Here is a 23218-nt window from a genome sequence, read left to right on the forward strand (position 1 = left end):
GCGGGGCTCAGGACGGCAGCCGGGCCGGGGCCCGCTCCGCGTCCGGCAGGGTGATCGTGCCGTCGGCGATCTGCTCCGCGTAGTGGCAGGCCACCTTGTGCCCGTCGCCGAGGTCGCGCAGCGCCGGACGCTCGGTGGCGCACCGCTCCTCCTGCTTCCACGGGCAGCGGGTGTGGAAACGGCACCCGGCCGGCGGGTTCGCCGGCGAGGGCAGGTCACCGGTGAGCAGGATGCGCTCCCGGGCGTCCTCCACCACCGGGTCGGGCACGGGAACGGCCGACATCAGCGCCCGGGTGTAGGGGTGCCGGGGCTCGGCGTACAGCAGGTCGCTGGGCGCCTCCTCCACCAGCGAACCCAGGTACATCACCCCGATGACGTCGGAGATGTGCCGCACCACCGCCAGGTCGTGCGCGATGACCAGGTAGGTGAGCCCCATGGACTCCTGGAGCTCCTCCAGCAGGTTGAGCACCTGCGCCTGGATGGAGACGTCCAGCGCCGAGACCGGCTCGTCGCAGATGATGACGTCCGGCTCCAGCACCAGCGCGCGGGCGATGCCGATGCGCTGCCGCTGCCCGCCGGAGAACTCGTGCGGGTACCGGGACAGCGCGTTGCCGGGCAGCCCCACCTTCTCCAGGATGGCGAGGATGCGCTCGCGCCGCTCCGCCGCGTCCGCGCCGATGCCGTGCGCGGCCATGCCCTCGGCGAGGATCGACTCGATGTTCTGCCGGGGGTTGAGGCTGCCGAGCGGGTCCTGGAAGACCATCTGGAGCCGGCGCCGCTGGCGGCGCATCTCCTCGCCCGGCAGCTTCGCCAGGTCGGTGCCGTCGAAGACGACACTGCCCTCGGTGATGTCCACCAGCCGCAGGACGGCCCGGCCCAGCGTCGTCTTGCCGCAGCCGGACTCCCCCACCAGGCCGTAGGTCTGGCCCGCCGTGACGGACAGCGAGACGCCGTCCACCGCGTAGACGTGTCCCACCGTGCGGTCGAAGATCACGCCCTTCTTCACCGGGAAGTGAACCTTCACCCCGTCCAGTTCGAGCAGGCTCATCGGCCGGCCTCCGTCCTCTCAGGGCCGATGGCGCCCTCGGGCATCACCGGGTTCACGCACCGGGCCTGGTGGCCCGGCGTGTGCGGCTCGGTCAGTGCGGGGGTGCCGGACAGGCACTCCAGCGTGTAGCGGTCGCAGCGCGGCGCGAAGGCGCAGCCGTCCGCCCAGTCGATGCGGTCGTTGATGGAACCCCGGATCGGCCGCAGCGGCTCGCCGCGCGGCAGGTCCAGGCGCGGGATGGAGCCGAGCAGCCCGTGCGCGTACGGGTGGGTCGGGCGGGCGAACAGCTCCCGGCGGGCGGCCGACTCCACGGCCTTGCCCGCGTACAGCACGTTGACCTGGTCGCACAGCCCGGCCACCACGCCCAGGTCGTGGGTGATCATCAGCAGGGCGGTGCCCTCCTGGTCCACCAGATCCTTGAGCAGCTCCAGGATCTGCGCCTGGATGGTGACGTCCAGCGCGGTGGTCGGCTCGTCCGCGATGAGCAGCCGGGGCGCGCAGGCCACGGCCATCGCGATGAGCGCGCGCTGGCGCATGCCGCCGGAGAGCTGGTGCGGGTACTCCTTCAGGCGCCGGGCGGGATCGGGGATGCCGACGCGGTCCAGCAGGTCCGCGGCCTCCTTGCGGGCGGCCTCGCCCTTCATCCCCCGGTGCCGCCGCAGGATCTCGGTGACCTGGACGCCGATGGGGACGACCGGGTTCAGCGAGGACAGCGGGTCCTGGAAGATCATGGCGAGCTGGGAGCCGCGCAGGTCCCGCATCCGCGCGGCCGGCAGGCCCAGCAGGTCGGTGCCGTCGAAGGCGGCCCGGCCGCCCACCCGCACCCCGCGCTGGGGCAGCAGGCCCATGAGTGCCAGCGAGGTGACGGACTTGCCGCACCCCGACTCCCCCACCAGTCCGACGACCTGGCCCTGGTCGACGTCGAAGGAGACCCCGGCCACGGCCTGCACGTCGCGCCGGCCGCGCCCGGTGAAGGTGACCGTCAGTTCGTCCACGGAAAGCAGTGGCATGGTCATCAGCTCCGGAGTTTCGGGTCGAGGGCTTCGCGCATCGCCTCGCCCAGCAGGGTGAAGCCGAGGGCGGTGATGATGATGCCGAGCGCCGGGTAGACGGCCAGCATCGGCGCGCTCTCGAAGAACTCCTGGGCCTGGGCGAGCATGACGCCCCACTCGGGCTGCGCGGCGTCGGGGTTGCCGAGCCCCAGGTAGGACAGCGCGGCCGCCTCGATGATCGCCGTCGCCAGGCTCAGGGTGGCCTGGACGATGACCGGGCTCAGCGAGTTGGGCAGCACGTGGCCCACCGCGATGCGCCGCTTGCGCACGCCGAGCGCCTGGGCCGCCACGACGTAGTCGGAGCCGCCCTGGGCGAGCATCGCCCCGCGCAGCAGCCGGGCGAAGATGGGGATCTGCACCACGCCCACGGCGATCATGACGGTGGTCAGCGACTGGCCGAGCACCGCCGCGACGGAGACGGCGAGCAGCAGCGAGGGCAGCGCCAGCATCATGTCGATGACGCGCATGATGACGTTGTCGATGCGGCGGCCGACCGCGCCGCCGAGGGTGAGCGCGGCTCCGGAGGCGCCGCCGACCAGCGCGCCGACGGTGAAGCCGAGCAGGGTGGCGACGATGCCGACGAGCAGGGTCTGCCGCGCGCCGACGAGCATCCGGGACAGTTCGTCGCGGGCCAGGTTGTCCAGGCCGAGCAGGTTCTCCGCGCGCGGCCCGACGAAGATGTTCTGGTTGGGGAAGACCTCGCCGCGCCACAACTGCGCCGTCGGGTCGTGCGGGGCGATCCACGGGCCGAGGACGGCGAGCACGACGAACACCGCGATGATGGAGCCGCCGATGAGCGCCATCTTGCTGGTGCGCAGCCGCCGCGTCGCCACGACCCACAGGCTGGCGCCCGTCGCGGTCTCGGTCGTCGCGGTCAGCTCCGCGAGCCGGTCGATCTTGTCGGTCTTGGTGCTCATCAGTGCACCCGCACTCTCGGATCGATGAGGCTGTACGCGAGATCGACCAGCAGGTTGATCAGGACGTAGGCCAGCGCGATGAACATGATGAAGCCGACCAGCACCGGGTAGTCGCGGTGGTCGATCGCCGTTCTGATGAAGGAGCCGAGGCCGCCGAACGCGAAGACGGACTCGGTGAGCACGGCGCCCGACAGCAGGCCGCCGGTGAGCAGGCCGATGGCGGTGACGACCGGCAGCAGCGCGTTGCGCAGCACGTGCCGGCCGCGCACGACCCGCTGCTGGAGGCCCTTGGACTCGGCGGTGCGGACGTAGTCCTCGCCCAGCACCTCCAGCACGCTGGCGCGCGTCATGCGCACGATGATCGCCAGCGGGATCGAGGAGAGCGCGAGCGCGGGCAGCACCAGGTGGTGCACGGCGTCCAAGGCGGCGTCGAACTCGCCGGTGAGGAGCCCGTCCAGGACGTAGAAGCCGGTCACCTCGGTGGCGTCCAGGCCGGTGGTCTGCCGCCCGAAGCTGGGGAACCACTGGAGGTTGACGGCGAAGACGGCCTTGAGGATGAAGGCGAGGAAGAAGACCGGGATGCAGATGCCCAGCAGCGAACCGGACACGGCGCTGACGTCCAGCCAGGTGCCGCGGCGGCGGGCGGCGAAGTAGCCGAGCGGGATGCCGACGGCGACGGCGATGATGATGGCCGTGAGGCCCAGCTCCATGGTGGCCGGGAAGGCGCGGGTGAACTCGTCCCACACCGGCTGGCCGGTCTGCGTCGAGGTGCCCAGGTCCAGGCTGGCCAGCCGCGTGAGGAACTTCCCGTACTGCACCCATACGGGCTGGTCGAGCCCGAGTGCCTCCTCGATCCGTGCCTTGTCGCCCTCCGTCGCCCGCTCCCCGAGCATCGCCGCGGCGGGACCGCCGGGCAGTGCGTTGAGCCATATGAACAGCAGGACCGACAGGCCGAGCAGGGTGGGGATGAGCTGTAGCACTCTTCGTACGACGAGACGCAACACCCCGCTGTTCCCCTTTCTTGTCGCGCGCGCACATCCGCCCGGCCACCGGGTTGCCGTGGCCGGGCGGACCTCGCGCGTGGTGCGGCTAGTTGTGGTGGACGGTCACTTGAAGGTGACCTCGGCGAAGTTCTCCTGCGTCAGCGGGGAGACCTCCGGCGGGTTGACGTCCGCGGAGAACGCGATGGACGGCGGGGAGGAGGAGATCGGGACGCCGGGGACGTACTCCATGACGGCCTCGTTCGCCTTCTTGTACAGCTCGACCCGCTTGGCCACGTCCGGCTCGGCCTCGGCGGCCTTCACCGCGCCGAAGACGGTGTCGTCACGGAAGCCCCACTGCTTGTCGAAGCCGCCGAACCAGGTGCCGATGAAGTTGTAGGCGTCGTTGAAGTCACCGGTCCAGCCCAGCAGGTGCAGGTCGCAGGAGCCGTTCTCGGTGGCGTCCAGGTAGTCGGGCGCCCACTTCATCGGGCGCGGGGTGACCGTGACGCCGGCCCGCTCCAGGTCCGTCTTCATCAGCTCGAACATGTCGGCCGGGGCGGGCATGTAGGGGCGGGTGACCTCGGTCGGGTAGCAGAAGTCGACGGCCAGGTTCTCCTGGCCCGCGTCGGCCAGGAGCTGCTTGGCCTTGTCGGTGTCGTAGGCGTAGGTGGCGACGTCCTTGGAGTGGCCGTCCACGGTGTCCGGCATGAACTGGGTGGCCACGACGCCGCCCTCGGGCAGCTGGGTGTCCACGACGTTCTGCCGGTCGATGGCGTGGCTGAGCGCCTGGCGGACGTCCCGGTCCTCCAGGGCCTCGTTCGCGCCCTGCGAGAAGCCCAGGTAGAAGATGTTGAACACGCCGCGCACGGGGACCTGGAAGCCCTCGTCCTCCAGCGTCTTCACGTCCTGCGGGGCCACCAGGTCGTAGCCGTGGATGTTGCCCGCCTGGAGCGCCTGGCGGCGGGCCGACTCCTCGTCGATGGTGCGGAAGACGAGCGTCTCGACCCCGGCCTTCTCACCCCAGTAGTCGTCGAAGCGCTTGAGGGTGATCTCCTTGTTGCCCTTGTCCCACTCGGTGATCTCGAAGGGGCCCGTCCCGGCGAGCGTCCCCGCCTCCTGGCTGTACTTCGGGTAGTTGATGGCGTCGTCCTGGCCGCTGGCCTGGTCCTTCTTGTACGCCTCGATGGCCTTCGGGGAGTGGATGGCCAGCGCCTGGAGGGAGAAGCCGCCCGGCAGGTTGGCGGAGGGCTCCTTGACCTCGATGACGGCGGTCAGCTCGTCCTGGGCGGTGCAGCCGACGTAGTTCGCCTCGGCCGTGTCCTCGTTCTCGTTGTCCGCGAAGCCGCCGAATATGGTCTGCCAGTAGTAGGAGAGCGCCTTGTTCTGGTACGTCCCCGTCCAGTTGAACCAGTAGTCGTAGTTCGCGCACACGGCCTCGGCGGTCAGCTTCTCGCCGTCGTGGAACGTCACCCCGTCCTGGAGGTTGAACGTCCACTGCGTGCCGGTCTCGTCGCTGTCCCACGACTCGGCGAGGCCGCCGACGAGCTTGGTGCCGCCCGGCTCGTGCTCGATGAGCGCCTCGAACGCCTGGCGGGTGACGCGGAACGTCTCGCCGTCGCTGGCCAGGGCCGGGTCCAGGGAGGCCGGGTCGCCCGCGGCCCCGAAGACGAAGGTGTCGCCACCGCCGCCGTCGTCGCCGCGTTCGCTGGCACAGCCGGCCGTGATCACTCCGACCGCGAGGGTGGCCGCGAGCGCCCGGACGACCCTGGTTCTGGTTCTACGCATGGTCCACCTCAGGGGTCAGTGGTGGTGCAGAAGGTCTTGGTCGCCCGCACATTACTGTGCATCCATAGAGGTGTGAACCGTCCGCATGTCGGTGATACCGAGCTGAGACCAGGCGCCGCGCCGTACCGGGCGATACCGCGCAATCGGACGTGCGGACCGGGCGGACGGTGTCCCTTGCCGCCCCCGCGTCAAGGCTGTGACGTGCGGGTTTCGTGCAGGATCCGCCCTCGGCGGTGCCGGGCGCGCGGGCCGGTCAGTACGGGCGCGGGTAGCCGTAGCCGGGGGCGGGGGCGGGGGCGGCCACCGGCGCGGTGGCCTGTGCGTCGCGGTCGAAGAACGGCCGGGCGTGGGCCCGCAGCCACATCGCCACCGGGTCGTGCGCGTCGGACATCGCCACGGTGGCCAGGGGCAGCCCCTCCGGCACCGCGCCCGCCGCGTCCCGGACCATGTCCAGCGCCGTGTGCGACGCCTGCGGCGCCGGATCGTAGAGGTCCACCCCGATCGCCAGGAACGCCGCGCCGTGGGCGGGCTGCACCCAGCCCCGGCGCAGGCTGCGCACGACGGGCGTGCGCTGCGCGTTGTGGGTCAGCCGCGCGTAGAACTGCGGGGCCCGGACCGTGGGCTCGCTGATCCGCAGCGGCCCCGCCGGGAGCCGGTCGAGGCCGACGGCGACCCGGCGCAGGTCGAGCCAGGGCACGCCGACGCCGCCGCCCCGGGCGTGCGGGTCGAGCCACAGCCCGTAGCGCTCGGGGTAGAGGGCGGCGGCGAGCTGCCGCCCGGTGGCCGCCTCGTGGCCGCGGGTCCAGCCGCAGGCGGCGAGTTCCCGCGCCGAGGTCACGCACGGCACGTAACCGTGGCCGGCCATCTCCATGCGCGCGTACTGCGCGGCCGGGTCCTCGGCACCGCCGTGCCACAGCAGCGGCCAGACCTGGCCGTCGGCGAGCCCCCGCAGCAGGGCCTCGTAGGCGTCGTACCGTCCCGGCGTCACCTGGCGCAGCAGCTCCTCGACGCTTCCACCGGCGCTCACGTCCGCCGCCCTTCCTCGCTGTGACCCGCTTCGGCCCCTGCTCCGGGCACGACCGCGCCCCCCGACATCCAACCAGCTTACGAGCCGGCGGCGGCATGGCCGTCCCTACTCAGGACTACCCCGCGCGGGTACTCAGCACGACGGCGTCGCGGTACTCAGGCGCGCCCGCGGGGACGGTCCCGGGGCCCGCACGGGACGGGAGCGCTCAGGTCCGCTCGTAGAAGGGCCGCACGCACTGGCGCATCCAGTCCACGACGGCGTCCTGCGCGGCGTCCAGCAGCACCATCTGCACCGGCCACCGCACCGGCACCGCGGCCAGCGCCCCGGCGAGGGCGTCGTGGGCCGCCTGGCGCGCCTCGGGGTCCAGCAGGTCCAGCTCGACGCCGACGAACAGGGCGGGCGCGCCGCCTTCCACGCTGGCCAGCCCGCGCCGGGCGGTACGTACCTGCGGCAGCCCGGCGAACCCGGCGGCCGCGGCGTTCAGGAAGTCGACCGGATCGTCCTGCCAGTCCGGTTCGAACAGCCGCACCCGCGCCCCGCTCGGCACGCCGGGTATCCGCTCGGCGCCCCCTTCCCGGCACAGCTCCGCGACGGCCTCGGGCGGGAGGGGCACCGCGACGGCGCCCTCCAGGTTCACCACGATGCCCACCTGCGGCGGCAGGCCGCGCGCGAACTCCCGCGCGGGCACGACGCCGCACGGCATCTCCATCCGCACGCACGCCCGGAACTGCCGCTCGGAGCTGTAGACGGGCACGTAGGGCGCGCCGCCCAGTTCGACCGTCGGCAGGTCCAGGTCCCGGCTCTGCGGGCCGCCCCCCTCGGGGAGGGGCACCCACAGGCTGCTGCGGCCCAGCACCTCCAGCAGCCGCCCGCCCGCACCGGCGACGCCCACGGAGGCGGCGAGCGTCTCCTCCAGTTCGTTGCCGGGCCGGTCCGGCCCGTCGCCGGGCAGGTCCGACGCGGTGCCGGGCCGGCCGTCGCCGTGCGTCCGGTCGTGCGGGGCGGGGTGTCCGGGCGGCGACGCGGGGTCGGAGGGCTGCTGCGGCACTGTCATGGACGGCACCCTAACGGGGCGCCGCCGTGCGCCGGCGCGGTGTCCACGTCACCCGCATGACCACGCTGGGCGCCTTTCCGGTTGCGCAGCGCGACGAACGGTTCCAGCGTGGGCGCTGTACCTCCGTCGCACCCCCGGAAGGGATCGTCCCGATGCCCAGCGCCCGCAGGACCGCGTCCATCGCCCTCGCCTTCGCCGTCGCCGGAGCCGGCACGCTCACCCTCGCCGGAGCCTCCGGTGCCGGAGCCGCCGCCGAGCGGCCCGCCGCCGCGTCGGCCGTGCCGGGCGGTGACCGGCTCGCCGACCGGGCCCGGCAGCTCGACCTCCTCGGCGACGCCGTCTCCTCCGTCTCGGAGCTGGTCGGGGACGTGCTGCGGTCACCGGACGGCAGGCTCTCCCGCGAGGAGGCCGACGACCACCGGGAGGACGTCCTGGAGGAACTGCACCGTCTGGAGGCCGCCCTGGGCCGCGCCGACGGGCGCCCGGCGGACGCGGTGGCGGCGCCCGCCGTGCCGACGGGCGTGCCCACCAACCTGCCGACGGGCGTGCCATCGAACCTCCCGACCGGTGTGCCCACCGGCCCGCCGAGCGGGCTGCCCGAGAACATCCCGACGGGGCCGCCCACCTGTCTGCCGATCACGCTGCCGACCGGCGTTCCGGGGCTGCCCGCCCTGCCCATCCCCCCGTGCGACTCCTCCGCCGGGCCCGGCGGCGCCCGCCCGGCCCCGGCCGGTGTCCCCGACCGGGGCACCGCCGCGGCGCTCACGACGCTGGAGGAGGTCCGCAAGCAGGTGGCCACCCTCTTCGCCGCCGCCGAGGCGGGCGACGCGGGACGGGTCGCGGAGCAGGCGGACGGGCTGCTGGCTCGCCTGCAGAAGCTGATCGGGTCGCTGCTCGGCGGAGGAACCGGAGGCACCGGCACCACCGGCGGCGACGCGTCCGGCACCCGGCAGCGTTCCTGACCGGCGTCCCGGCGGCGCGTCCCGGCCGGGGGCGCGTCCCCGGCCGGGGGCCGGTCAGTCGTCCGTCCGGCGCCGGAGGCCGTCCACCGCGGCCCGGTCCAGCAGGACCGCGGCGTCGCAGCCGGCGGGCAGCCGTCCCGCCTCCAGTTCCGCGAGCAGCCGCTCCACCGCACGCCGGTGCCGGGCGAAGGCCGCGCGGGAGACGGTGCGGCCCCGCTCGGCCTGACCGGCCAGGGCGACGCCGGGCGCCACGTCCAGCAGGACCAGGTGCAGCCGCAGCCCGCGCCGCCGGGCGTCGCGGGCCAGCCAGCGGCGCACCCACGGCAGGTTCCCGCAGTCGTGCACCACGACGCTCGTCCCCGTCCGCAGGGCGCGCCGCAGCCGCAGGTAGTGCTCGACGCGCACGGCGGGACGGTACAGCGCGTACGGCAGGCGGCCGGGCAGCCGCCGCTCCCAGTGCTCCCGCACGTCCTGCGAGTCGATGGGCAGGGCGGCGTCGCCGAGGCGGGCCGTGAGCACCTGGATGAGCGTGGACTTGCCGCTGCCGGGCAGCCCGGAGACCACGACCCGGTCCCCGGGGGCCAGGCACAGCGCCGGGGGCTCCCCGGTGGCGCGCAGGTCCCGGACGGGCGGCGGGCACGTCCGCGCCGGACCGTCCAGGACGCGGTCCGGGGCGCGCTCGGGGGTGCCGTCCGGTGCGGCGTCCGGCGGGGGCGCGGGGGCTCCCCGGGGGCGTGCCGGAGACGGGACCGCTGGCGGGACCGGGACCTGGGTGTGCCGGATCATGCCGTTCTGCTCCCTCCCCGGGCGGCCGTCCGCCGTCGCGCTCGCGGCCACCTCTATGATGACCGTTCGCCACACCGCGGTTCCCGTCGGCTACCCTACGGCGGTCCGGCCCGGCGGGGGTGCCGTTGGCGCACGTCGCCGTGCAATGATGAGGCCGCGAACTTCATACCGGCCGTTCGAGCCCGCGCGGGAGAGTCCCACGCCCCGGATCACCCCGGGGGCGGGGCGCCGAAGGAGCAAGTCCTCCCTTGAATCTCTCAGGCCCCGATACCGCGCGAGCGAGGCAGATCTGAAAAGCGGGCGGGCCCCGACAGCGGGGCCGGTCCCACCCAAGGTGCAAGCCGATGGCCCGAACGGGCCTGCGGCGAACCTCTCAGGTTCCGATGACAGATGGGGAGGACATGTCCGCCCTGCCTGGGAGCCACTTCATGCCTGACGCCACGCCCGACACCGCCGTGCCCCGCCGCACGGCCCTCGACGCCGTCCACCGCGCGCTCGGCGCGACCATGACCGACTTCGCCGGCTGGGACATGCCGCTGCGCTACGGCAGCGAGCGCGACGAGCACCACGCCGTGCGCACCCGCGCCGGCCTGTTCGACCTCTCCCACATGGGCGAGATCGCCGTCACCGGCCCGCAGGCGGGCGAACTGCTGGACTACGCGCTGGTCGGCCACCTCTCCGCCCTCGCGCCCGGACGCGCCCGCTACACGATGATCTGCGCCGCGGACGGCGGCATCCTCGACGACCTGATCGTCTACCGGCTCGCCGAGCAGGAGTACCTGGTCGTCGCCAACGCCGCCAACGCCCAGACGGTGCTGGACGCCCTCGGGGAGCGCCAGGCCGGGTTCGACGCCGCCGTGCGCGACGACCGCGACGCCTACGCCCTGCTCGCCGTGCAGGGCCCCGAGGCCGCCGGCGTCCTCGCCTCCCTCACCGACGCCGACCTGGACGGGCTCAAGTACTACGCGGGCCTGCCCGGCACCGTCGCCGGCGTCTCCGCGCTCATCGCCCGCACCGGCTACACCGGCGAGGACGGCTTCGAGCTGTTCAGCGCCCCGGGCGACGCCGAACGGCTGTGGCAGGCGCTGACGGAGGCGGGCGCGGACGCCGGGCTCGTCCCGTGCGGGCTCTCCTGCCGCGACACCCTGCGCCTGGAGGCGGGCATGCCGCTGTACGGGCACGAGCTGACCCGCGCGACCACGCCCTTCGACGCCGGGCTCGGGCGCGTCGTGAAGTTCGGCAAGACGGCCAACGGCGGACGCTTCGTCGGCCGCGAGGCCCTGGAGGCCGCCGCCGAGCGCACGGCCGCCAGCGCCCCGCGCACGCTCGTCGGGCTCGTCGCCGAGGGCCGCCGGGTGCCGCGCGCGGGCTTCCCCGTCGTCGCCGCCGATGGCACGCCCGTCGGCGAGGTCACCTCCGGCGCGCCCTCCCCCACCCTGGCCAGGCCGATCGCCATGGCCTACGTGGACGCCGCGCACGCCGAGCCCGGCACCAGCGGGGTGGCCGTGGACATCCGCGGCTCCCTGGAGCCGTACGAGGTCGTGGCGCTGCCGTTCTACAAGCGCCAGCGCTGACCGTCCCGCCCCGCGTCCCACGCCACCACCCCTCATCCGGGAGAATCCGAACCATGAGCAACCCCCAGCAGCTTCGTTACAGCAAGGAGCACGAGTGGCTGTCGGCCGCCGAGGACGGCGTCGCGACGGTCGGCATCACCGAGCACGCGGCGAACGCGCTCGGTGACGTCGTCTACGTCCAGCTCCCGGAGGTCGGCGACGCCGTCACCGCGGGCGAGACCTGCGGCGAGCTGGAGTCGACGAAGTCGGTCAGCGACCTCTACGCCCCCGTCACCGGTGAGATCACCGAGACCAACCAGGACGTCGTGGACGACCCCAGCCTGGTGAACTCCGCCCCCTTCGAGGGCGGCTGGCTGTTCAAGGTCAAGGTCACCGAGGAGCCGGACGACCTCCTGAGCGCCGACGAGTACACCGACTTCACCGGCGCCTGACCCGCCGGGCCGACCAGGGACGGAACGCAGACCCATGTCGCTTCTGAACAGTTCACTCCACGAGGTGGACCCGGACGTCGCCGCCGCCGTCGACGCCGAGCTCCGCCGCCAGCAGTCCACCCTCGAGATGATCGCGTCGGAGAACTTCGCTCCGGTCGCGGCGCTGGAGGCGCAGGGCTCGGTACTGACCAACAAGTACGCCGAGGGCTACCCCGGCCGCCGTTACTACGGCGGCTGCGAGCACGTCGACGTCATCGAGGACATCGCCCGCGAGCGGGTCAAGGCCCTCTTCGGCGCCGAGGCCGCGAACGTCCAGCCGCACTCGGGCGCCTCCGCGAACGCGGCGGCGATGTTCGCCCTCCTCAAGCCCGGCGACACCATCATGGGCCTGGACCTCGCCCACGGCGGGCACCTCACCCACGGCATGCGGATCAACTTCTCCGGCAAGCTGTACAACGTCGTCGCCTACCACGTGGACGCCGAGACCGGCCTCGTCGACATGGACGAGGTCGAGCGCCTCGCCCAGGAGCACCGGCCGCAGCTCATCATCGCGGGCTGGTCCGCCTACCCGCGCCAGCTCGACTTCGCCGCGTTCCGCCGCGTCGCGGACGCCGCCGGGTCCCTGCTCATGGTCGACATGGCGCACTTCGCCGGGCTCGTCGCCGCCGGGCTGCACCCGAACCCGGTGCCGCACGCCGACGTCGTCACGACCACCACGCACAAGACCCTCGGCGGCCCGCGCGGCGGCGTCATCCTGTCCCGGCAGGAGCACGCCAAGAAGATCAACTCGGCGGTGTTCCCCGGCCAGCAGGGCGGCCCCCTGGAGCACGTCATCGCGGCGAAGGCCGTCTCCTTCAAGATCGCCGCCACCGAGGAGTTCACCGAGCGCCAGCGCCGCACCCTGGCCGGGGCCAAGCTGCTCGCCGAGCGGCTGACCCGCCCCGACGCCCAGGCGGCGGGCGTCTCCGTCCTGTCCGGCGGCACCGACGTGCACCTGGTCCTGGTGGACCTGCGCGACAGCGAGCTGGACGGCCAGCAGGCCGAGGACCGCCTGCACGAGATCGGCATCACCGTCAACCGCAACGCGGTGCCGAACGACCCGCGCCCGCCGATGGTCACCTCCGGGCTGCGCATCGGCACCCCGGCGCTCGCCACCCGCGGCTTCGGCGAGGACGACTTCCGCGAGGTCGCCGACGTCATCGCCGAGGCACTGCTGCCCGGCTTCGACGACGCGAAGGCGAAGGACCTGTCGGCGCGCGTCACCGCCCTGGCCGACAAGCACCCGCTGTACCCGGGCCTGACCAAGTAGCCCGCACCGGCCGGGACGCCACGCGCCACCCCTGCGACGGCGTCCCGGCCACCCCCGCACCCCGCCCCGCCCCGCCCAGCGCTCGCTGAGACCCACGAGCAGACGAGGGAGTCCGCACCGTGGCCATTTCCGTCTTCGACCTCTTCTCCGTCGGCATCGGACCCTCCAGCTCCCACACCGTCGGCCCCATGCGCGCCGCCCGCATGTTCGCGCGCCGCCTGAAGAACGACGGCCTCCTCGCCCGGACCGCCGCCGTCCGCGCCGAACTGTTCGGCTCACTCGGCGCCACCGGCCACGGCCACGGCACGCCCAAGGCCGTCCTCCTCGGCCTCGAAGGCCACTCGCCCCGCACCGTCGACGTCGCCCAGGCCGACGCCTGGGTGCGGCGCATCGAGGAGGACAAGCGGCTGCGGCTGCTCGCCGCCGACATCGGCGACGCCCACGAGATCGCCTTCGACACCGACGCCGACCTCGTCCTGCACCGCCGCCGCTCCCTGCCCTACCACGCCAACGGCATGACCCTCTTCGCCTACGACGACGGCGGCCGCCCGGTGCTGGAGAAGACGTACTACTCCGTGGGCGGCGGTTTCGTCGTCGACGAGGACGCCGTCGGCGAGGACCGCATCAAGCTCGACGACACCCCGCTGCGCCACCCCTTCCGCACCGGCGACGAACTGCTGCGCCTCACCCGCGAGACCGGCCTGTCCGTCTCCGCGATCATGCTGGAGAACGAGAAGGCGTGGCGCACGGAGGACGAGATCCGCGCGGGGCTGCTGGAGATCTGGCGCGTCATGCAGGACTGCGTCGCGCGCGGCAGCTCCCAGGAGGGCATCCTGCCCGGCGGCCTCAAGGTGCGCCGCCGCGCCGCCATGACCGCCCGTCAGCTCCGCGCCGAAGGCGACCCGCTGGCCCACGCGATGGAGTGGGTCACCCTCTACGCCATGGCCGTCAACGAGGAGAACGCCGCCGGCGGACGCGTCGTCACCGCCCCCACCAACGGCGCCGCCGGCATCATCCCGGCCGTCCTGCACTACTACGTCAACTTCGTGCCCGGCGCCGACGAGGACGGCGTGGTCCGCTTCCTCCTCGCCGCCGGAGCCGTCGGCATGCTGTTCAAGGAGAACGCCTCCATCTCCGGCGCCGAGGTCGGCTGCCAGGGCGAGGTCGGCTCGGCCTGCTCCATGGCCGCCGGCGGCCTCGCCGAGGTCCTGGGCGCCTCCCCGGAACAGATGGAGAACGCGGCCGAGATCGGCATCGAGCACAACCTGGGCCTCACCTGCGACCCGGTCGGCGGCCTCGTCCAGATCCCGTGCATCGAACGCAACGGCATGGCCGCGGTCAAGGCCGTCACCGCCGCCCGCATGTCCCTGCGCGGCGACGGCCGCCACCACGTCTCCCTCGACAAGGCCATCAAGACGATGCGCGACACCGGCGCCGACATGAGCGTGAAGTACAAGGAGACCGCCCGCGGCGGTCTGGCGGTCAACATCATCGAGTGCTGACCCGCTCCGGCGAGGCGGTACAGCAGACACCTACGATGGTTCCCGTACTTCGGTCTGCCGCGTGTTCCGACGACGCGGGCAAGAGTGCAGGAACAGCCAACGGCCCGTTCCCCCACTCCTGCGGAGGGTTCCCGGACCGCCACCACCCACCCCGACGACCCATACCTGCTCCCCGCGTACGCGGGGATGTTCCCTGTAAGCGTCTACCTTGACTGACCGAGCAACATTGATCCCCACGCCTGCGGGGATGTTCCCAGCGATCGGCCCCGAGGGGGTCGTCCTGCGGCTGCCCGTACCCGCGAGGAGGTCCTTCTTCTGAAACTGTAAGCGTCTACCCTGTTCATGGAGGACGCAACAACGTTTGCCGACAGAATGTCTCGTCTCCTAAGCTGCTCGCACTGGCAGGCGGCCTCGCGGGGCCTCGCAGCACACAGCCGAGGCCGGCGCCCTCCCGTTCCCAGGGACGGCACCCGCCAATGTGCAACTCTCAGCAGGAGGATCGCGTCAATGACGAACGGGAACAGCAGCCCAGACGACGGGTTACCGCAGACGCAGGGTCGGTACGGGCTGTTGATGGCCCTCATCGCGGCCTGCTCAGCGGCACCGCCCGAGGCGGCGCACGTGTGGTGGATCGTGGTCGTCGTCACCGTGCTGGTGATGTGGCCGAAGCCGCGGAGGTGCAGCGGCTGACGCGGTCGGTGTCCGGCACCAATACAACCGGCGCCGGACGCTGTTCCAGTCAGGTGAGACGGGCGGTGGCCGCCGGACCGGACGCAGGTGCTTCTAGCGGTCGTCCGCATGCCCCTGCGCGGCGACGGCCGCCACCACGTCTCCCCCGACAACACCATCAAAACGATGTGCGACGCGGGCGCCGACATGAGCGTCAAGCACAAAGAGACCGCGCGCGGCGGGCTGGCCGTCAACATCATCGAGTGCTGACGGAACAGACCCTGACCAGGGTTTTCGCCTGATGGCCCGCCGTGCGCACAGGATGGAACGCCCACCTCGCGGCTTGGCGTCCGGCGCCTGCCGACTCAACCGCCCTGGCCCGACGGCCAGGGCCGGGGCCGAGGTGGTTCCGGATCAGCGGGACCGACCTGAAATCCCCGTCAGCTAAGTGATCCACACCGCGCCGCCAGGCGGTACGTGCCTCAAGCACGCCGCCCGGCGGCGCCATACACGAGCCCGCAATATGCATGGGCGTCCCGTGGCCCGTCAGCCGGTGGGCGGGCCGCTGCCTCGGCTTCCGCCTTCACGGCACAGGCAGGTTGCCGGGCCGTTCTTCTCGGTAAGCTGTCAGTCACCGTGGACCCTCGGCCGGGAGTCGCGGAGCCGGGAGACGGCCATGCACTCTCCCGGGCTGGAGAGAACTCGCAGGCAGCGGACACGTCTTCGGGGACCATCTGATGCACCTGACACACTTCCGCGTCAACACCGTCCGCTTCGGACCCGTCGGCTCACCGCACCTCATGCACGGCACGGTGAACAACCCTTTGCCGGGCTCCAGCTCCGGAAGGGCCACTGCGGGTGCTCCGGTGGCCGGTGCGCGTCATCGACGCGTCCGTCCGCTTCGACAACCGCCAACACCAGCCGAAAGGCCCGTTATGCCGGTTTCCCTCAAAGTAAGTAAAAACCGCTGCCCCTACGGATAAAACCCCAGCTCACGCCCCTCCTCCCCGCACCTGCGGGGGTGTTCCCGACGGCGAACCGCTCCGACCGGGGCCGCGCGGCTCCTCCCCGCACCTGCGGGGGTGTTCCCGGGGCGTCGATACCGCGGTGCCGGTACAGGCGCTCCTCCCCGCACCTGCGGGGGTGTTCCCGGCTGATAGCCCGCGGGCACGGCGATCCGTGGCTCCTCCCCGCACCTGCGGGGGTGTTCCCATCCAGTCCGCGATCGTCGAGCTGGAGCAGGTCTCCTCCCCGCACCTGCGGGGGGTGTTCCCCCCGGGCCGCGTGATCCGCGTCGACGACGAGACTCCTCCCCGCACCAGCGGGGGTGTTCCCGAGCGGGCGCGGACGCCGGGGATGCCGGCGACCTCCTCCCCGCACCTGCGGGGGTGTTCCCGGGGTCACGGACTTCCGTCCCCGGCCCGTCTTCTCCTCCCCGCACCTGCGGGGGTGTTCCCGCCCGCGTGACGGACTTGGAGACGGGCCTGGGCTCCTCCCCGCACCTGCGGGGGTGTTCCCTCCTTGACCGACCTCGCAGACCGGCACGGCTTCTCCTCCCCGCACCTGCGGGGGTGTTCCCTGTTGGAGGCTCGGAAGGGTGGTGAGGGCTGACTCCTCCCCGCACCTGCGGGGGTGTTCCCCGCTCGAGGCGGGCACCGTCCATCGTCAGATTCTCCTCCCCGCACCTGCGGGGGTGTTCCCTGGGACGCGCCGCCGCAGTCCCCGCCTGAAATCTCCTCCCCGCACCTGCGGGGTGTTCCACGGTCAGGTTCTTGACCTGCGGTTTTCTTGTGCTCCTCCCCGCACCTGCGGGGGTGTTCCCGTGAGCACGGCCGTCGCCGTCCGCGACAACGGCTCCTTCCCGCACCTGCGGGGGTGTTCCCGAGCCGTGGCCCGGCGGGACGCAAAACCAGCTCTCCTCCCCGCACCTGCGGGGGTGTTCCCAGCGGCCCGGCGGTGGGGTGCTGGAGTACGGCCTCCTCCCCGCACCTGCGGTGGTGTTCCCGTCGAGATCCCCGCGGCGGACGGGGGCTGAGCCTCCTCCCCGCACCTGCGGGGGTGTTCCCGCCGCCGGGGCCAGCACGCGGGCCTGCTGCTGCTCCTCCCCGCACCTGCGGGGGTGTTCCCTCCCAGTCGTCGCCGACCTCGAAGCTCGCGCGCTCCTCCCCGCACCTGCGGAAGTGTTCCCGCCTCGACGGATTGCGGTGACATGCCCTCGGGCTCGTCCCCGCACCTGCGGGAGTGTTCCCGGTTTATAACGGTCATTCGTCACGTCAAACCCCTCGTCCCCGCACCTGCGGGGGTGCTCCCGAGGAGCAGACCGCCCAAGGGCTGATGTTCGCCTCGTCCCCGCACCCTGCGGGGGTGTTCCCCCGTCGGTGCAGGGGATGCCACTCGGCGCGGATCTGCCCTTCCCAGTAAGCACGAAGTGCCGAGTTCCCGCATATCGTGACGGAAAGTTGCGGTCCTTACACCGCACGCGGGAGGTGTCAGGACAGAAGCAGAATGGCGTCCCAGGCGGCTGACTGCGGATGCGCGAGAAGACCGGCATAGTCGGCCAGAGCCAGGGCAGATCCCCCGTTACCGTTGAGGAAACCGGGTGTGGCAGAGGTCATCGTCAAGGAGGCGTTCGCAACGGTGTCGGCGAGGTGGGGAGTGCAGCGGCTGCTAGCCAGGAGTATTCCGGCGCTGCCGTGGCATATGGCGGTACCTTCCGTGTCCCACTGCCCGGGGTACGGTGCGATGTGTGCCAGGGCGGTCCTCGCGGTATCCCACAGGTCGGAGTCGTTGAGAGCACGGGATGCGTGTGTGAGGGCTGTCGCGGTTCCGGCAATGCCGTAGCACCAGGCAGTCTTCCGGCCGCGTACGTCGCTGGTGCCGGGCCCTGGTCCAGTGTCAAGTTCGGCTCCACTGATGTAGGGCGGCCAGGAAGAGCCCGGATCTGCCCAGGTGAGGAGCCAGTGGGCGGCGGCGCGAATGGCCTCTCGTTGGCCGGAGACGGTGTGGCCGGCACGTTGGGCGATGGCGAGGAGGGCCAGGGGCCCGGCAATGCCGTGAGCAAGGCCGGTGGTGGCGGCGCCGGAGGTAGGTACGCGGACGGTCGGGGGGTGGGCGTGCGCGGGGAGCCACCAGCCCGGGCGGTTGCCCTGACTGGTGAGTATCATGCGCGTGAGGGTGGTGAGGGCTGCGCGCAGTCCGTCGTTGGCTTCGGCGTGATGGCCCGCTGCGTGGGCGGCGAGGAGGATACGTCCGATGCCGGTGAGTCCCTTGATCGCATCGTAGACGGCCCAGCATGTCCACCCGTGCGGGCTGGCCTCCTGGTGGTGGGCGAGCGCCTGGGCACGGGCGGAGAGCCAACTGGTGGCGCGAGGCACGAACTCGTGGTGAGGGCCGGGCTTGGGAAGATAGGCGGTACCGATGATCAAGGAGGTGGCGAGGGAACCCGGTCCAGTGTGGATGCCGTCGGGTGGAGCGGTACCGAGGGCGCGGGAGGCGGCGTTCCAGTGCGTCACGGCGGTTGCGGCGTCCTGGAGGCAGGCGTGGAGAAGTGCGGTGCCCGCGAGCCCGTAGCAAAGGGTATGTGCGGCTCGTGAGGAGACGGCAGCGGTGACGGCTCCCGGTTCGCGGAGGCTCTGGGCGATCGCTGTGGCCTTGGCGGCGGCCCGCGTGCGGATGTCAGCGCTCATGGCCGGTGGAGGAGGTCGGCAGCCAGGGTCCGGGCGAGGCGTTCGCGGCCTGGATCGACGGCGAGGACCCGGTTGGCGTGCATGTGGATGACGTCGAAGGCGCACTGAGCGACTGCCTGTGGGGGAAGGGTGTCGCGGTAGGCGACGAGGGTGTCGTGGCGCTCCTCATGAGCGGTAGTCAGTGACCGGGGCAGCGGGGTGCTGGCGCCCTGGCGTACGGCGGGGCGGAGGATGTCGCGGTGGCGGCGCTCGGCGGAGGTGAGGCGGCCGGGGCTGAGCGCAAGCCTGGGCTGGTCGGGGGCTAGGGTGGCGGCGATGTCGGCTGCGGAAACGGCAGCGATGAGAAGGCGTTCGTCCTCGGTATGGGAGAGGGCGAGGAGCGCTAGGTGACTGTCGGCGCAGAACAAGCGCTCGGCGGCAGAGATGGCTTGTGGTCCGCCGTAGCGTTCGATCTCCTGATCGTAGGGCTCCAAATGCATGCTCCTGCACAGGCCGCGGCGGCGTAACCGTGCTACCGCGTGGGCCAGCTGAGGTTGTACACATGAGGTGAGAGTGGCGGGGTCACCATGGAAACGTAGGCGCACGTGGGCGCCGAGCGCGGGGGTGGTGTAGCGCAGCCAGAACCAGCGGTGCACCCCGGCTTCGGCGGCGATGCGTTGCAGCAACGGGGCAAGTTCGTGCAGCGCTGCGTCGTGGAGGTCGGTGGGTCCGGGAAGTGCCGCCGAGAGCCAGCTGCTGCCGGGCAGATGGCGGCCGGTGTACGGGGCGCGAAGGGCCCGACGCGGGGTGGCTGGTGCTCGTGGTGCCCGGCGGCGGTTGAGGGCTACGACAAGTTCAACGAGATGGCGTTCGCCGTTGGGCCCGGGGAGAACGCCTAGCGTTTCCGGCGGGCCGAGAGGTTCGAGGAGGGTGCGGGTGCCTCGGTGGATGCTGCGGCGCAGGACCTCGCGTTGATCTGGGTCGCGCAGGAGGAGCGGGAGGTGACGGTCGCTTTCCGCAGCGACCACGGTGTCAGGTGGGGTGGGGCGAGCCTGGCGACACCACGTTTCCAGTTCACCGGCGAAGCTTTGGCGGTTGCCAGCAGTGACAGCCAGCGCAGCGGGTACCTGCCAGCGGGCCGGGGCGAGGAGGATGTTCCGGTAGCGCACGCGTGGTGTGAAGGGGAAGCTGGACAGCGGTCCCCAGTTCCACGGGTGCCACGGGCGGGTCCCGGCGTGGCCGAGTAAGTACAAGGCGCGGCCTGCGGGAGGCAGCAGACGCGGGGCGATGCGGCTATAAAGGACTGGTGCGACAGGGCGGTGGTTCCGGGTGGACCACAGCAGCAGATGTTCACCTGCGGTGGTGACGGCGAGGTCTTCGGGCAATAGGTCACCGGGCCGGGTGGGAACACCCAGGGGGATGCGCCAGGGGGCGGCCTTGGTTTCCGTGGCGAGGGCGCCGGGGGCAGCGGTGCGGGTACGGCAGACAATCTCGGCGATCATCGGGCCGGTTCCGTCGTCGTGGGGCTCGGCAGGGGTGAGGGCGGGCAGCCAGCGTGCCCAGCGTCCGAATGCGGCGCCGGCATCCTGGGAACCGGTACCGGGACACACAGCGATGCGCAGGTCCTGGCCGGGACCGTTGAGGAGCTGGATGTGGATTTCAGCGGTCCGTGGCGGTGGCAGCGCCGAGTCATGGGCGAGCTGCTCCAAGTGGTGATCCTGGAGGGCGATCTCGTGGGCCTGCGTGCACAAGGCGTCGGACAGCAGAGCGGCCAGCGCGGCGGTGCGGGCAGCACCGAGTTCCTCATCGGCGCCCATCGCGTCGTCCAGCAGGGGTGGTCCTAGCCCGGTCACGGGGTCGAGGACCTCCAGCAGCGGGACGAGCCGGTGTTGGCCGTACGCGGCGCGGAACCGCTGGTGGTAGTCAGTCAGTGGTGGCTTGCGGTGGCCGATGCTCCAGAGCACCGATGCGGCCAGGGCAGCGCTGTCGCCAATGGACGGGGGCAGGGCGATCTCGGCGTTCACCAAGGTGTCGGCGGTCAAGGGGCGGGATGTGAGGTGTAGGGCGTCTGCCTGCTTGCGTGCCGCTGTCAGCAGAGCGCGTCGACGTGATGTTCCGGGAGGGTGGGCGTCAGCCTCGGAGATGAGCATGCGGAGCCGTTCCAGGTTCGTGGAGGCGGACGCCCCGGCGGGAAGGCGGTCAAGCAGGTGCTGGAGCGGGTCGTCACGCAGGTCAGCCGGGAGAACGTCGCACAGCAGCAGCCCGGCCTCGATCATGTCGTGCACGGCACGGGAGATGTCCGCTGGCTTTGCTGTGGGATAGCGATCGGTGAGTTGGGCGAGTACGTCATCGGCCCGTGCTCCGTTGGTACACGTCTGCATCAGCCAGCGTGAGACCTCGGTCTCCCGGACACTTCCGAGTTCGGCGCCGTGCTGTGCCGGGTGCTCGGCTTCCAGCCGGTCGCCGCGCCGACTGGCTAGATTCGTGGTGGTCAGTGTCAGTGCCGTGAGAAGTGCGGGTTCTTCCGCGAGCAGTCGCTCGGCCACTGCCGTCAGCCATGCCGGGCTGGGCGTGGTGATGGTTCGGTGCGGCTGCTTGAGTCGCAGTGTGGTGGTGCGTGAGGTCAGGGCCGCCACGGCCACACCGGTGAAAACTCCGTGCGGTGTTGTGCGGGAACGCGAGCGAATGTCGTAGGCCCTCAACGTGGTTCGAGCGCGTTTCCCGTCGTTGGCTGCGGCTTGCTCGGCACTGCGGCTGGCGAGAAACAGGCCTTCCGCCAGCAAGCCGTCACCCGAAGGGCTGGGCCCCTGGTAAGGACGGAGGGGCACGCGGGCCATGGCGAGGGGCTGAGCGAAGAAGAGCCTGCGGGACATCGCACCACCAGTCGTCCGGGGCGGGGCCCGAGAGGGCAAGGAGAATGGCCGGGTGCACGAGCACCCGGCCATGGGTACTGAAAGTGGTTCAGCAGCCGGTGGTCGGGCCTTGGGGCGGGGACTCGCCGCAGCCGTCACCCGTGGTGTCGCCTTCCTCCTCACCGCCGCCCACCCAGACGGACTGTTCACCGATAGAGCGTTGTTGCAGGTCGAGATCGAAAGCGTCCGCCAACTCCTGTGGCGGTGGTGCCGTGGGCAGCGTCATTCCGTTCTCCTTGTTGGAATAGGTCCCCGGATTTTGCTCCCGAGACGTCATACGGGCTGGTCCGGGGCGGGCCGGTCCGAGCACTGGTTTCCGAGCACTGGTTCAAGAGACCGTCAGCCGGGTGCTGGGCTTCTCGATCGTGACGCCGCCGGGATGCTCGGTTCCTCGGCGGGGGTAGGCGCGCACGACGGGTTCCCCGCAGCCGCGCGCCGTTGCGTCCCAGCGGGCCAGGGCATCGGTCAGGGTTACGGCCAAATCTTCCCGGTCGAGGCCGTGACCAATGGCGCCGAGTTCGAAGTATCCCGGTTTTGCGGGGGCGTTGCGGAGGGCGAGATAGGCGAGTGACTCATCGTTCCAGACGGCGGCTGCGCCGGTGCCCAGGACCCATCCGACGAGCCCGCGCTCGGCTGCGCCCTGCGTGGCGCGGAGTCGCCCGTACGGGGCCAGAGTTCCGGCGAGCCAGACGTCCAGACGCGGCAGCAGCCCTTCCGAGCCGGTGAGGTGCACTCCGCTCCATTTCTCGCACCGGGAAGCGGAGAACGCTGTTCGCAGGGCCAGGTCGTCAGCGGGCTGCCCCTCGTCGACCGTGAGCCTCACCTCGGCATCGGCCAGCTGCACCACACGCGGCGCGTGCGCGCTCTGCCCCTGCATCGCGAGGAAGCCGGAGACGATGGTGGTGTAGCTCCGCAGGTGTGCGCCTTCCCAGGCGAAGGCGAAGGTGCGGGCAAGACCGCGGAAGCGGAGCGGAACGACCAGGCGGCCCCCGTCGGCCAACTGGCTGAACCACGCGTCGGGTAGGTCGGCGGACCCTGTGGTGACGATGATGCGGTCCCAGCCTCCGGGCGGTGCGTCGGCCAACGGCTTCGCGCCGTCCCCGGTGTGGACGCGAACGCGGGTGTATCCCGTCTCGTCCAGCAGCCGACGCGCCCGGCCGGTGATGTCCGGGTCGATGTCCACGCTGGTGACGGACCCGCCCGGGCCGACCATCTCGGCCAGGAGTGCGGCGTTGCACCCCCCTGAGCCGATCTCCAGGACCCGCATCCCGCGAGCCAGGCGGGCCGCCTCCAGCATGCGCGCGTGCAGCCACGGTGCGGAGACGGAGCTGACCGGTCGGCCGTCGGTAGCGTGCTTGGTGAAGACGGCCTCCGGCGCCTCGTACGCATCCGCCGCCATTACCTCGGGGACGAAGCGATGCCGGGGCACCGTCCGGAACGCTGCTTCGACATCTGGGGACTCGATCGTCCCACGTGCAACGAGACCTCGCACCATGCGTTCACGCAGATCTGCGGAGCTTGCTTCCACGTCCGTTGTCACGC

At 71.9% G+C, this 23218-nt stretch carries 18 protein-coding genes, 1 pseudogene and 1 riboswitch; of the genes and pseudogenes, 7 read left to right on the forward strand and 12 right to left on the reverse strand.

Translation table 11 applies throughout. From position 1 onward, the window contains the following. Positions 1–7: 7 nt before the first annotated feature. The 7 genes from V1J52_RS04115 to V1J52_RS04145 form a co-directional block, all read right to left on the reverse strand. The gene (locus tag V1J52_RS04115; RefSeq protein WP_330138192.1) at positions 8–1048 is read right to left on the reverse strand and encodes an ABC transporter ATP-binding protein; all 1041 of its coding nucleotides are present in this window, start codon (positions 1046–1048) and stop codon (positions 8–10) included. Beyond that, the gene (locus V1J52_RS04120; protein ID WP_330138193.1) at positions 1045–2058 is read right to left on the reverse strand and encodes an ABC transporter ATP-binding protein; all 1014 of its coding nucleotides are present in this window, start codon (positions 2056–2058) and stop codon (positions 1045–1047) included. The genes V1J52_RS04115 and V1J52_RS04120 overlap by 4 nt, the downstream gene beginning before the upstream one ends. A gap of 5 nt (positions 2059–2063) precedes the next feature. Continuing rightward, on the reverse strand, positions 2064–3017 hold the full coding sequence (locus tag V1J52_RS04125) for an ABC transporter permease (RefSeq protein WP_330138194.1): 954 nt from the start codon (positions 3015–3017) through the stop codon (positions 2064–2066). Further along, positions 3017–4021, reverse strand: a complete 1005-nt coding sequence (locus V1J52_RS04130) for an ABC transporter permease (protein WP_330138195.1) — start codon at positions 4019–4021, stop codon at positions 3017–3019. Before V1J52_RS04130 ends, V1J52_RS04125 begins: the two co-directional genes overlap by 1 nt. Before the next feature lie 102 nt (positions 4022–4123). Then, the gene (locus V1J52_RS04135) at positions 4124–5785 is read right to left on the reverse strand and encodes an ABC transporter substrate-binding protein (protein ID WP_330138196.1); all 1662 of its coding nucleotides are present in this window, start codon (positions 5783–5785) and stop codon (positions 4124–4126) included. Between the two features lie 253 nt (positions 5786–6038). Beyond that, positions 6039–6812 carry an enhanced serine sensitivity protein SseB C-terminal domain-containing protein gene (locus V1J52_RS04140; RefSeq protein WP_330138197.1) on the reverse strand — a complete coding sequence of 258 codons (774 nt, stop codon included), beginning with the start codon at positions 6810–6812 and terminating at the stop codon, positions 6039–6041. A gap of 205 nt (positions 6813–7017) precedes the next feature. Next, positions 7018–7866 (reverse strand): enhanced serine sensitivity protein SseB, encoded by an 849-nt coding sequence (locus tag V1J52_RS04145; protein ID WP_330138198.1) that lies wholly within the window; start codon positions 7864–7866, stop codon positions 7018–7020. Between the two features lie 152 nt (positions 7867–8018). Between V1J52_RS04145 and V1J52_RS04150 the strand changes: the two genes are divergently transcribed. Beyond that, positions 8019–8828 (forward strand): hypothetical protein, encoded by an 810-nt coding sequence (locus tag V1J52_RS04150; protein ID WP_330138199.1) that lies wholly within the window; start codon positions 8019–8021, stop codon positions 8826–8828. A gap of 54 nt (positions 8829–8882) precedes the next feature. Here V1J52_RS04150 and V1J52_RS04155 read toward each other — a convergent pair whose 3' ends face one another. Then, positions 8883–9614, reverse strand: coding sequence for an AAA family ATPase (locus V1J52_RS04155; RefSeq protein ID WP_330138200.1), 732 nt, complete (start codon positions 9612–9614; stop codon positions 8883–8885). A 177-nt stretch (positions 9615–9791) separates the two neighbouring features. Next, positions 9792–9897: riboswitch (glycine riboswitch) on the forward strand. A gap of 145 nt (positions 9898–10042) precedes the next feature. Here V1J52_RS04155 and gcvT point away from each other — a divergent pair. The 6 genes and pseudogenes from gcvT to V1J52_RS04185 all read left to right on the forward strand — a co-directional run. Continuing rightward, the gene (gcvT, locus tag V1J52_RS04160; protein ID WP_330138201.1) at positions 10043–11188 is read left to right on the forward strand and encodes a glycine cleavage system aminomethyltransferase GcvT; all 1146 of its coding nucleotides are present in this window, start codon (positions 10043–10045) and stop codon (positions 11186–11188) included. Between the two features lie 53 nt (positions 11189–11241). Then, positions 11242–11619, forward strand: coding sequence for a glycine cleavage system protein GcvH (gene gcvH, locus V1J52_RS04165; protein ID WP_330138202.1), 378 nt, complete (start codon positions 11242–11244; stop codon positions 11617–11619). A 34-nt stretch (positions 11620–11653) separates the two neighbouring features. Next, positions 11654–12928, forward strand: a complete 1275-nt coding sequence (gene glyA / locus V1J52_RS04170; RefSeq protein WP_330138203.1) for a serine hydroxymethyltransferase — start codon at positions 11654–11656, stop codon at positions 12926–12928. A 119-nt stretch (positions 12929–13047) separates the two neighbouring features. Further along, positions 13048–14430 carry an L-serine ammonia-lyase gene (locus V1J52_RS04175; protein ID WP_330138204.1) on the forward strand — a complete coding sequence of 461 codons (1383 nt, stop codon included), beginning with the start codon at positions 13048–13050 and terminating at the stop codon, positions 14428–14430. Positions 14431–14937: 507 nt separating this feature from the next. Next, complete coding sequence (locus V1J52_RS04180; RefSeq protein WP_330138205.1) at positions 14938–15120, forward strand: hypothetical protein; 183 nt, start codon at positions 14938–14940, stop codon at positions 15118–15120. A gap of 105 nt (positions 15121–15225) precedes the next feature. Next, a pseudogene (locus V1J52_RS04185) lies at positions 15226–15369 on the forward strand (L-serine ammonia-lyase, iron-sulfur-dependent, subunit alpha); the annotation flags it as partial. A 2219-nt stretch (positions 15370–17588) separates the two neighbouring features. On the opposite strand, the gene V1J52_RS04190 reads toward V1J52_RS04185, so the two are convergent. From V1J52_RS04190 to fxlM, 4 genes are all read right to left on the reverse strand, one after another. Beyond that, positions 17589–18524, reverse strand: coding sequence for a lanthionine synthetase LanC family protein (locus tag V1J52_RS04190; protein WP_330138206.1), 936 nt, complete (start codon positions 18522–18524; stop codon positions 17589–17591). A gap of 257 nt (positions 18525–18781) precedes the next feature. After that, positions 18782–21547 carry a lantibiotic dehydratase gene (locus V1J52_RS04195; protein ID WP_330138207.1) on the reverse strand — a complete coding sequence of 922 codons (2766 nt, stop codon included), beginning with the start codon at positions 21545–21547 and terminating at the stop codon, positions 18782–18784. Positions 21548–21725: 178 nt separating this feature from the next. Beyond that, the gene (locus V1J52_RS04200) at positions 21726–21902 is read right to left on the reverse strand and encodes a hypothetical protein (protein WP_330138208.1); all 177 of its coding nucleotides are present in this window, start codon (positions 21900–21902) and stop codon (positions 21726–21728) included. 102 nt (positions 21903–22004) lie between these two features. Next, positions 22005–23216: a methyltransferase, FxLD system gene (gene fxlM / locus V1J52_RS04205; protein WP_330138209.1), complete on the reverse strand. Its 1212-nt coding sequence runs from the start codon at positions 23214–23216 to the stop codon at positions 22005–22007. Between the last annotated feature and the right edge of the window lie 2 nt (positions 23217–23218).

The organism is Streptomyces solitudinis, assembly GCF_036323765.1.
Lineage (GTDB): Bacteria > Actinomycetota > Actinomycetes > Streptomycetales > Streptomycetaceae > Streptomyces.

Excerpts from the sequence above, each read along its gene's own strand:
- V1J52_RS04115 (WP_330138192.1), bottom strand. The coding sequence starts at position 1,048 with ATGAGCCTGCTCGAACTGGACGGGGTGAAGGTTCACTTCCCGGTGAAG.
- V1J52_RS04120 (WP_330138193.1), bottom strand. The coding sequence starts at position 2,058 with ATGCCACTGCTTTCCGTGGACGAACTGACGGTCACCTTCACCGGGCGC.
- V1J52_RS04125 (WP_330138194.1), bottom strand. The coding sequence starts at position 3,017 with ATGAGCACCAAGACCGACAAGATCGACCGGCTCGCGGAGCTGACCGCG.
- V1J52_RS04135 (WP_330138196.1), bottom strand. The coding sequence starts at position 5,785 with ATGCGTAGAACCAGAACCAGGGTCGTCCGGGCGCTCGCGGCCACCCTC.
- V1J52_RS04145 (WP_330138198.1), bottom strand. The coding sequence starts at position 7,866 with ATGACAGTGCCGCAGCAGCCCTCCGACCCCGCGTCGCCGCCCGGACAC.
- V1J52_RS04150 (WP_330138199.1), top strand. The coding sequence starts at position 8,019 with ATGCCCAGCGCCCGCAGGACCGCGTCCATCGCCCTCGCCTTCGCCGTC.
- V1J52_RS04155 (WP_330138200.1), bottom strand. The coding sequence starts at position 9,614 with ATGATCCGGCACACCCAGGTCCCGGTCCCGCCAGCGGTCCCGTCTCCG.
- gcvT (WP_330138201.1), top strand. The coding sequence starts at position 10,043 with ATGCCTGACGCCACGCCCGACACCGCCGTGCCCCGCCGCACGGCCCTC.
- gcvH (WP_330138202.1), top strand. The coding sequence starts at position 11,242 with ATGAGCAACCCCCAGCAGCTTCGTTACAGCAAGGAGCACGAGTGGCTG.
- glyA (WP_330138203.1), top strand. The coding sequence starts at position 11,654 with ATGTCGCTTCTGAACAGTTCACTCCACGAGGTGGACCCGGACGTCGCC.
- V1J52_RS04180 (WP_330138205.1), top strand. The coding sequence starts at position 14,938 with ATGACGAACGGGAACAGCAGCCCAGACGACGGGTTACCGCAGACGCAG.
- V1J52_RS04200 (WP_330138208.1), bottom strand. The coding sequence starts at position 21,902 with ATGACGCTGCCCACGGCACCACCGCCACAGGAGTTGGCGGACGCTTTC.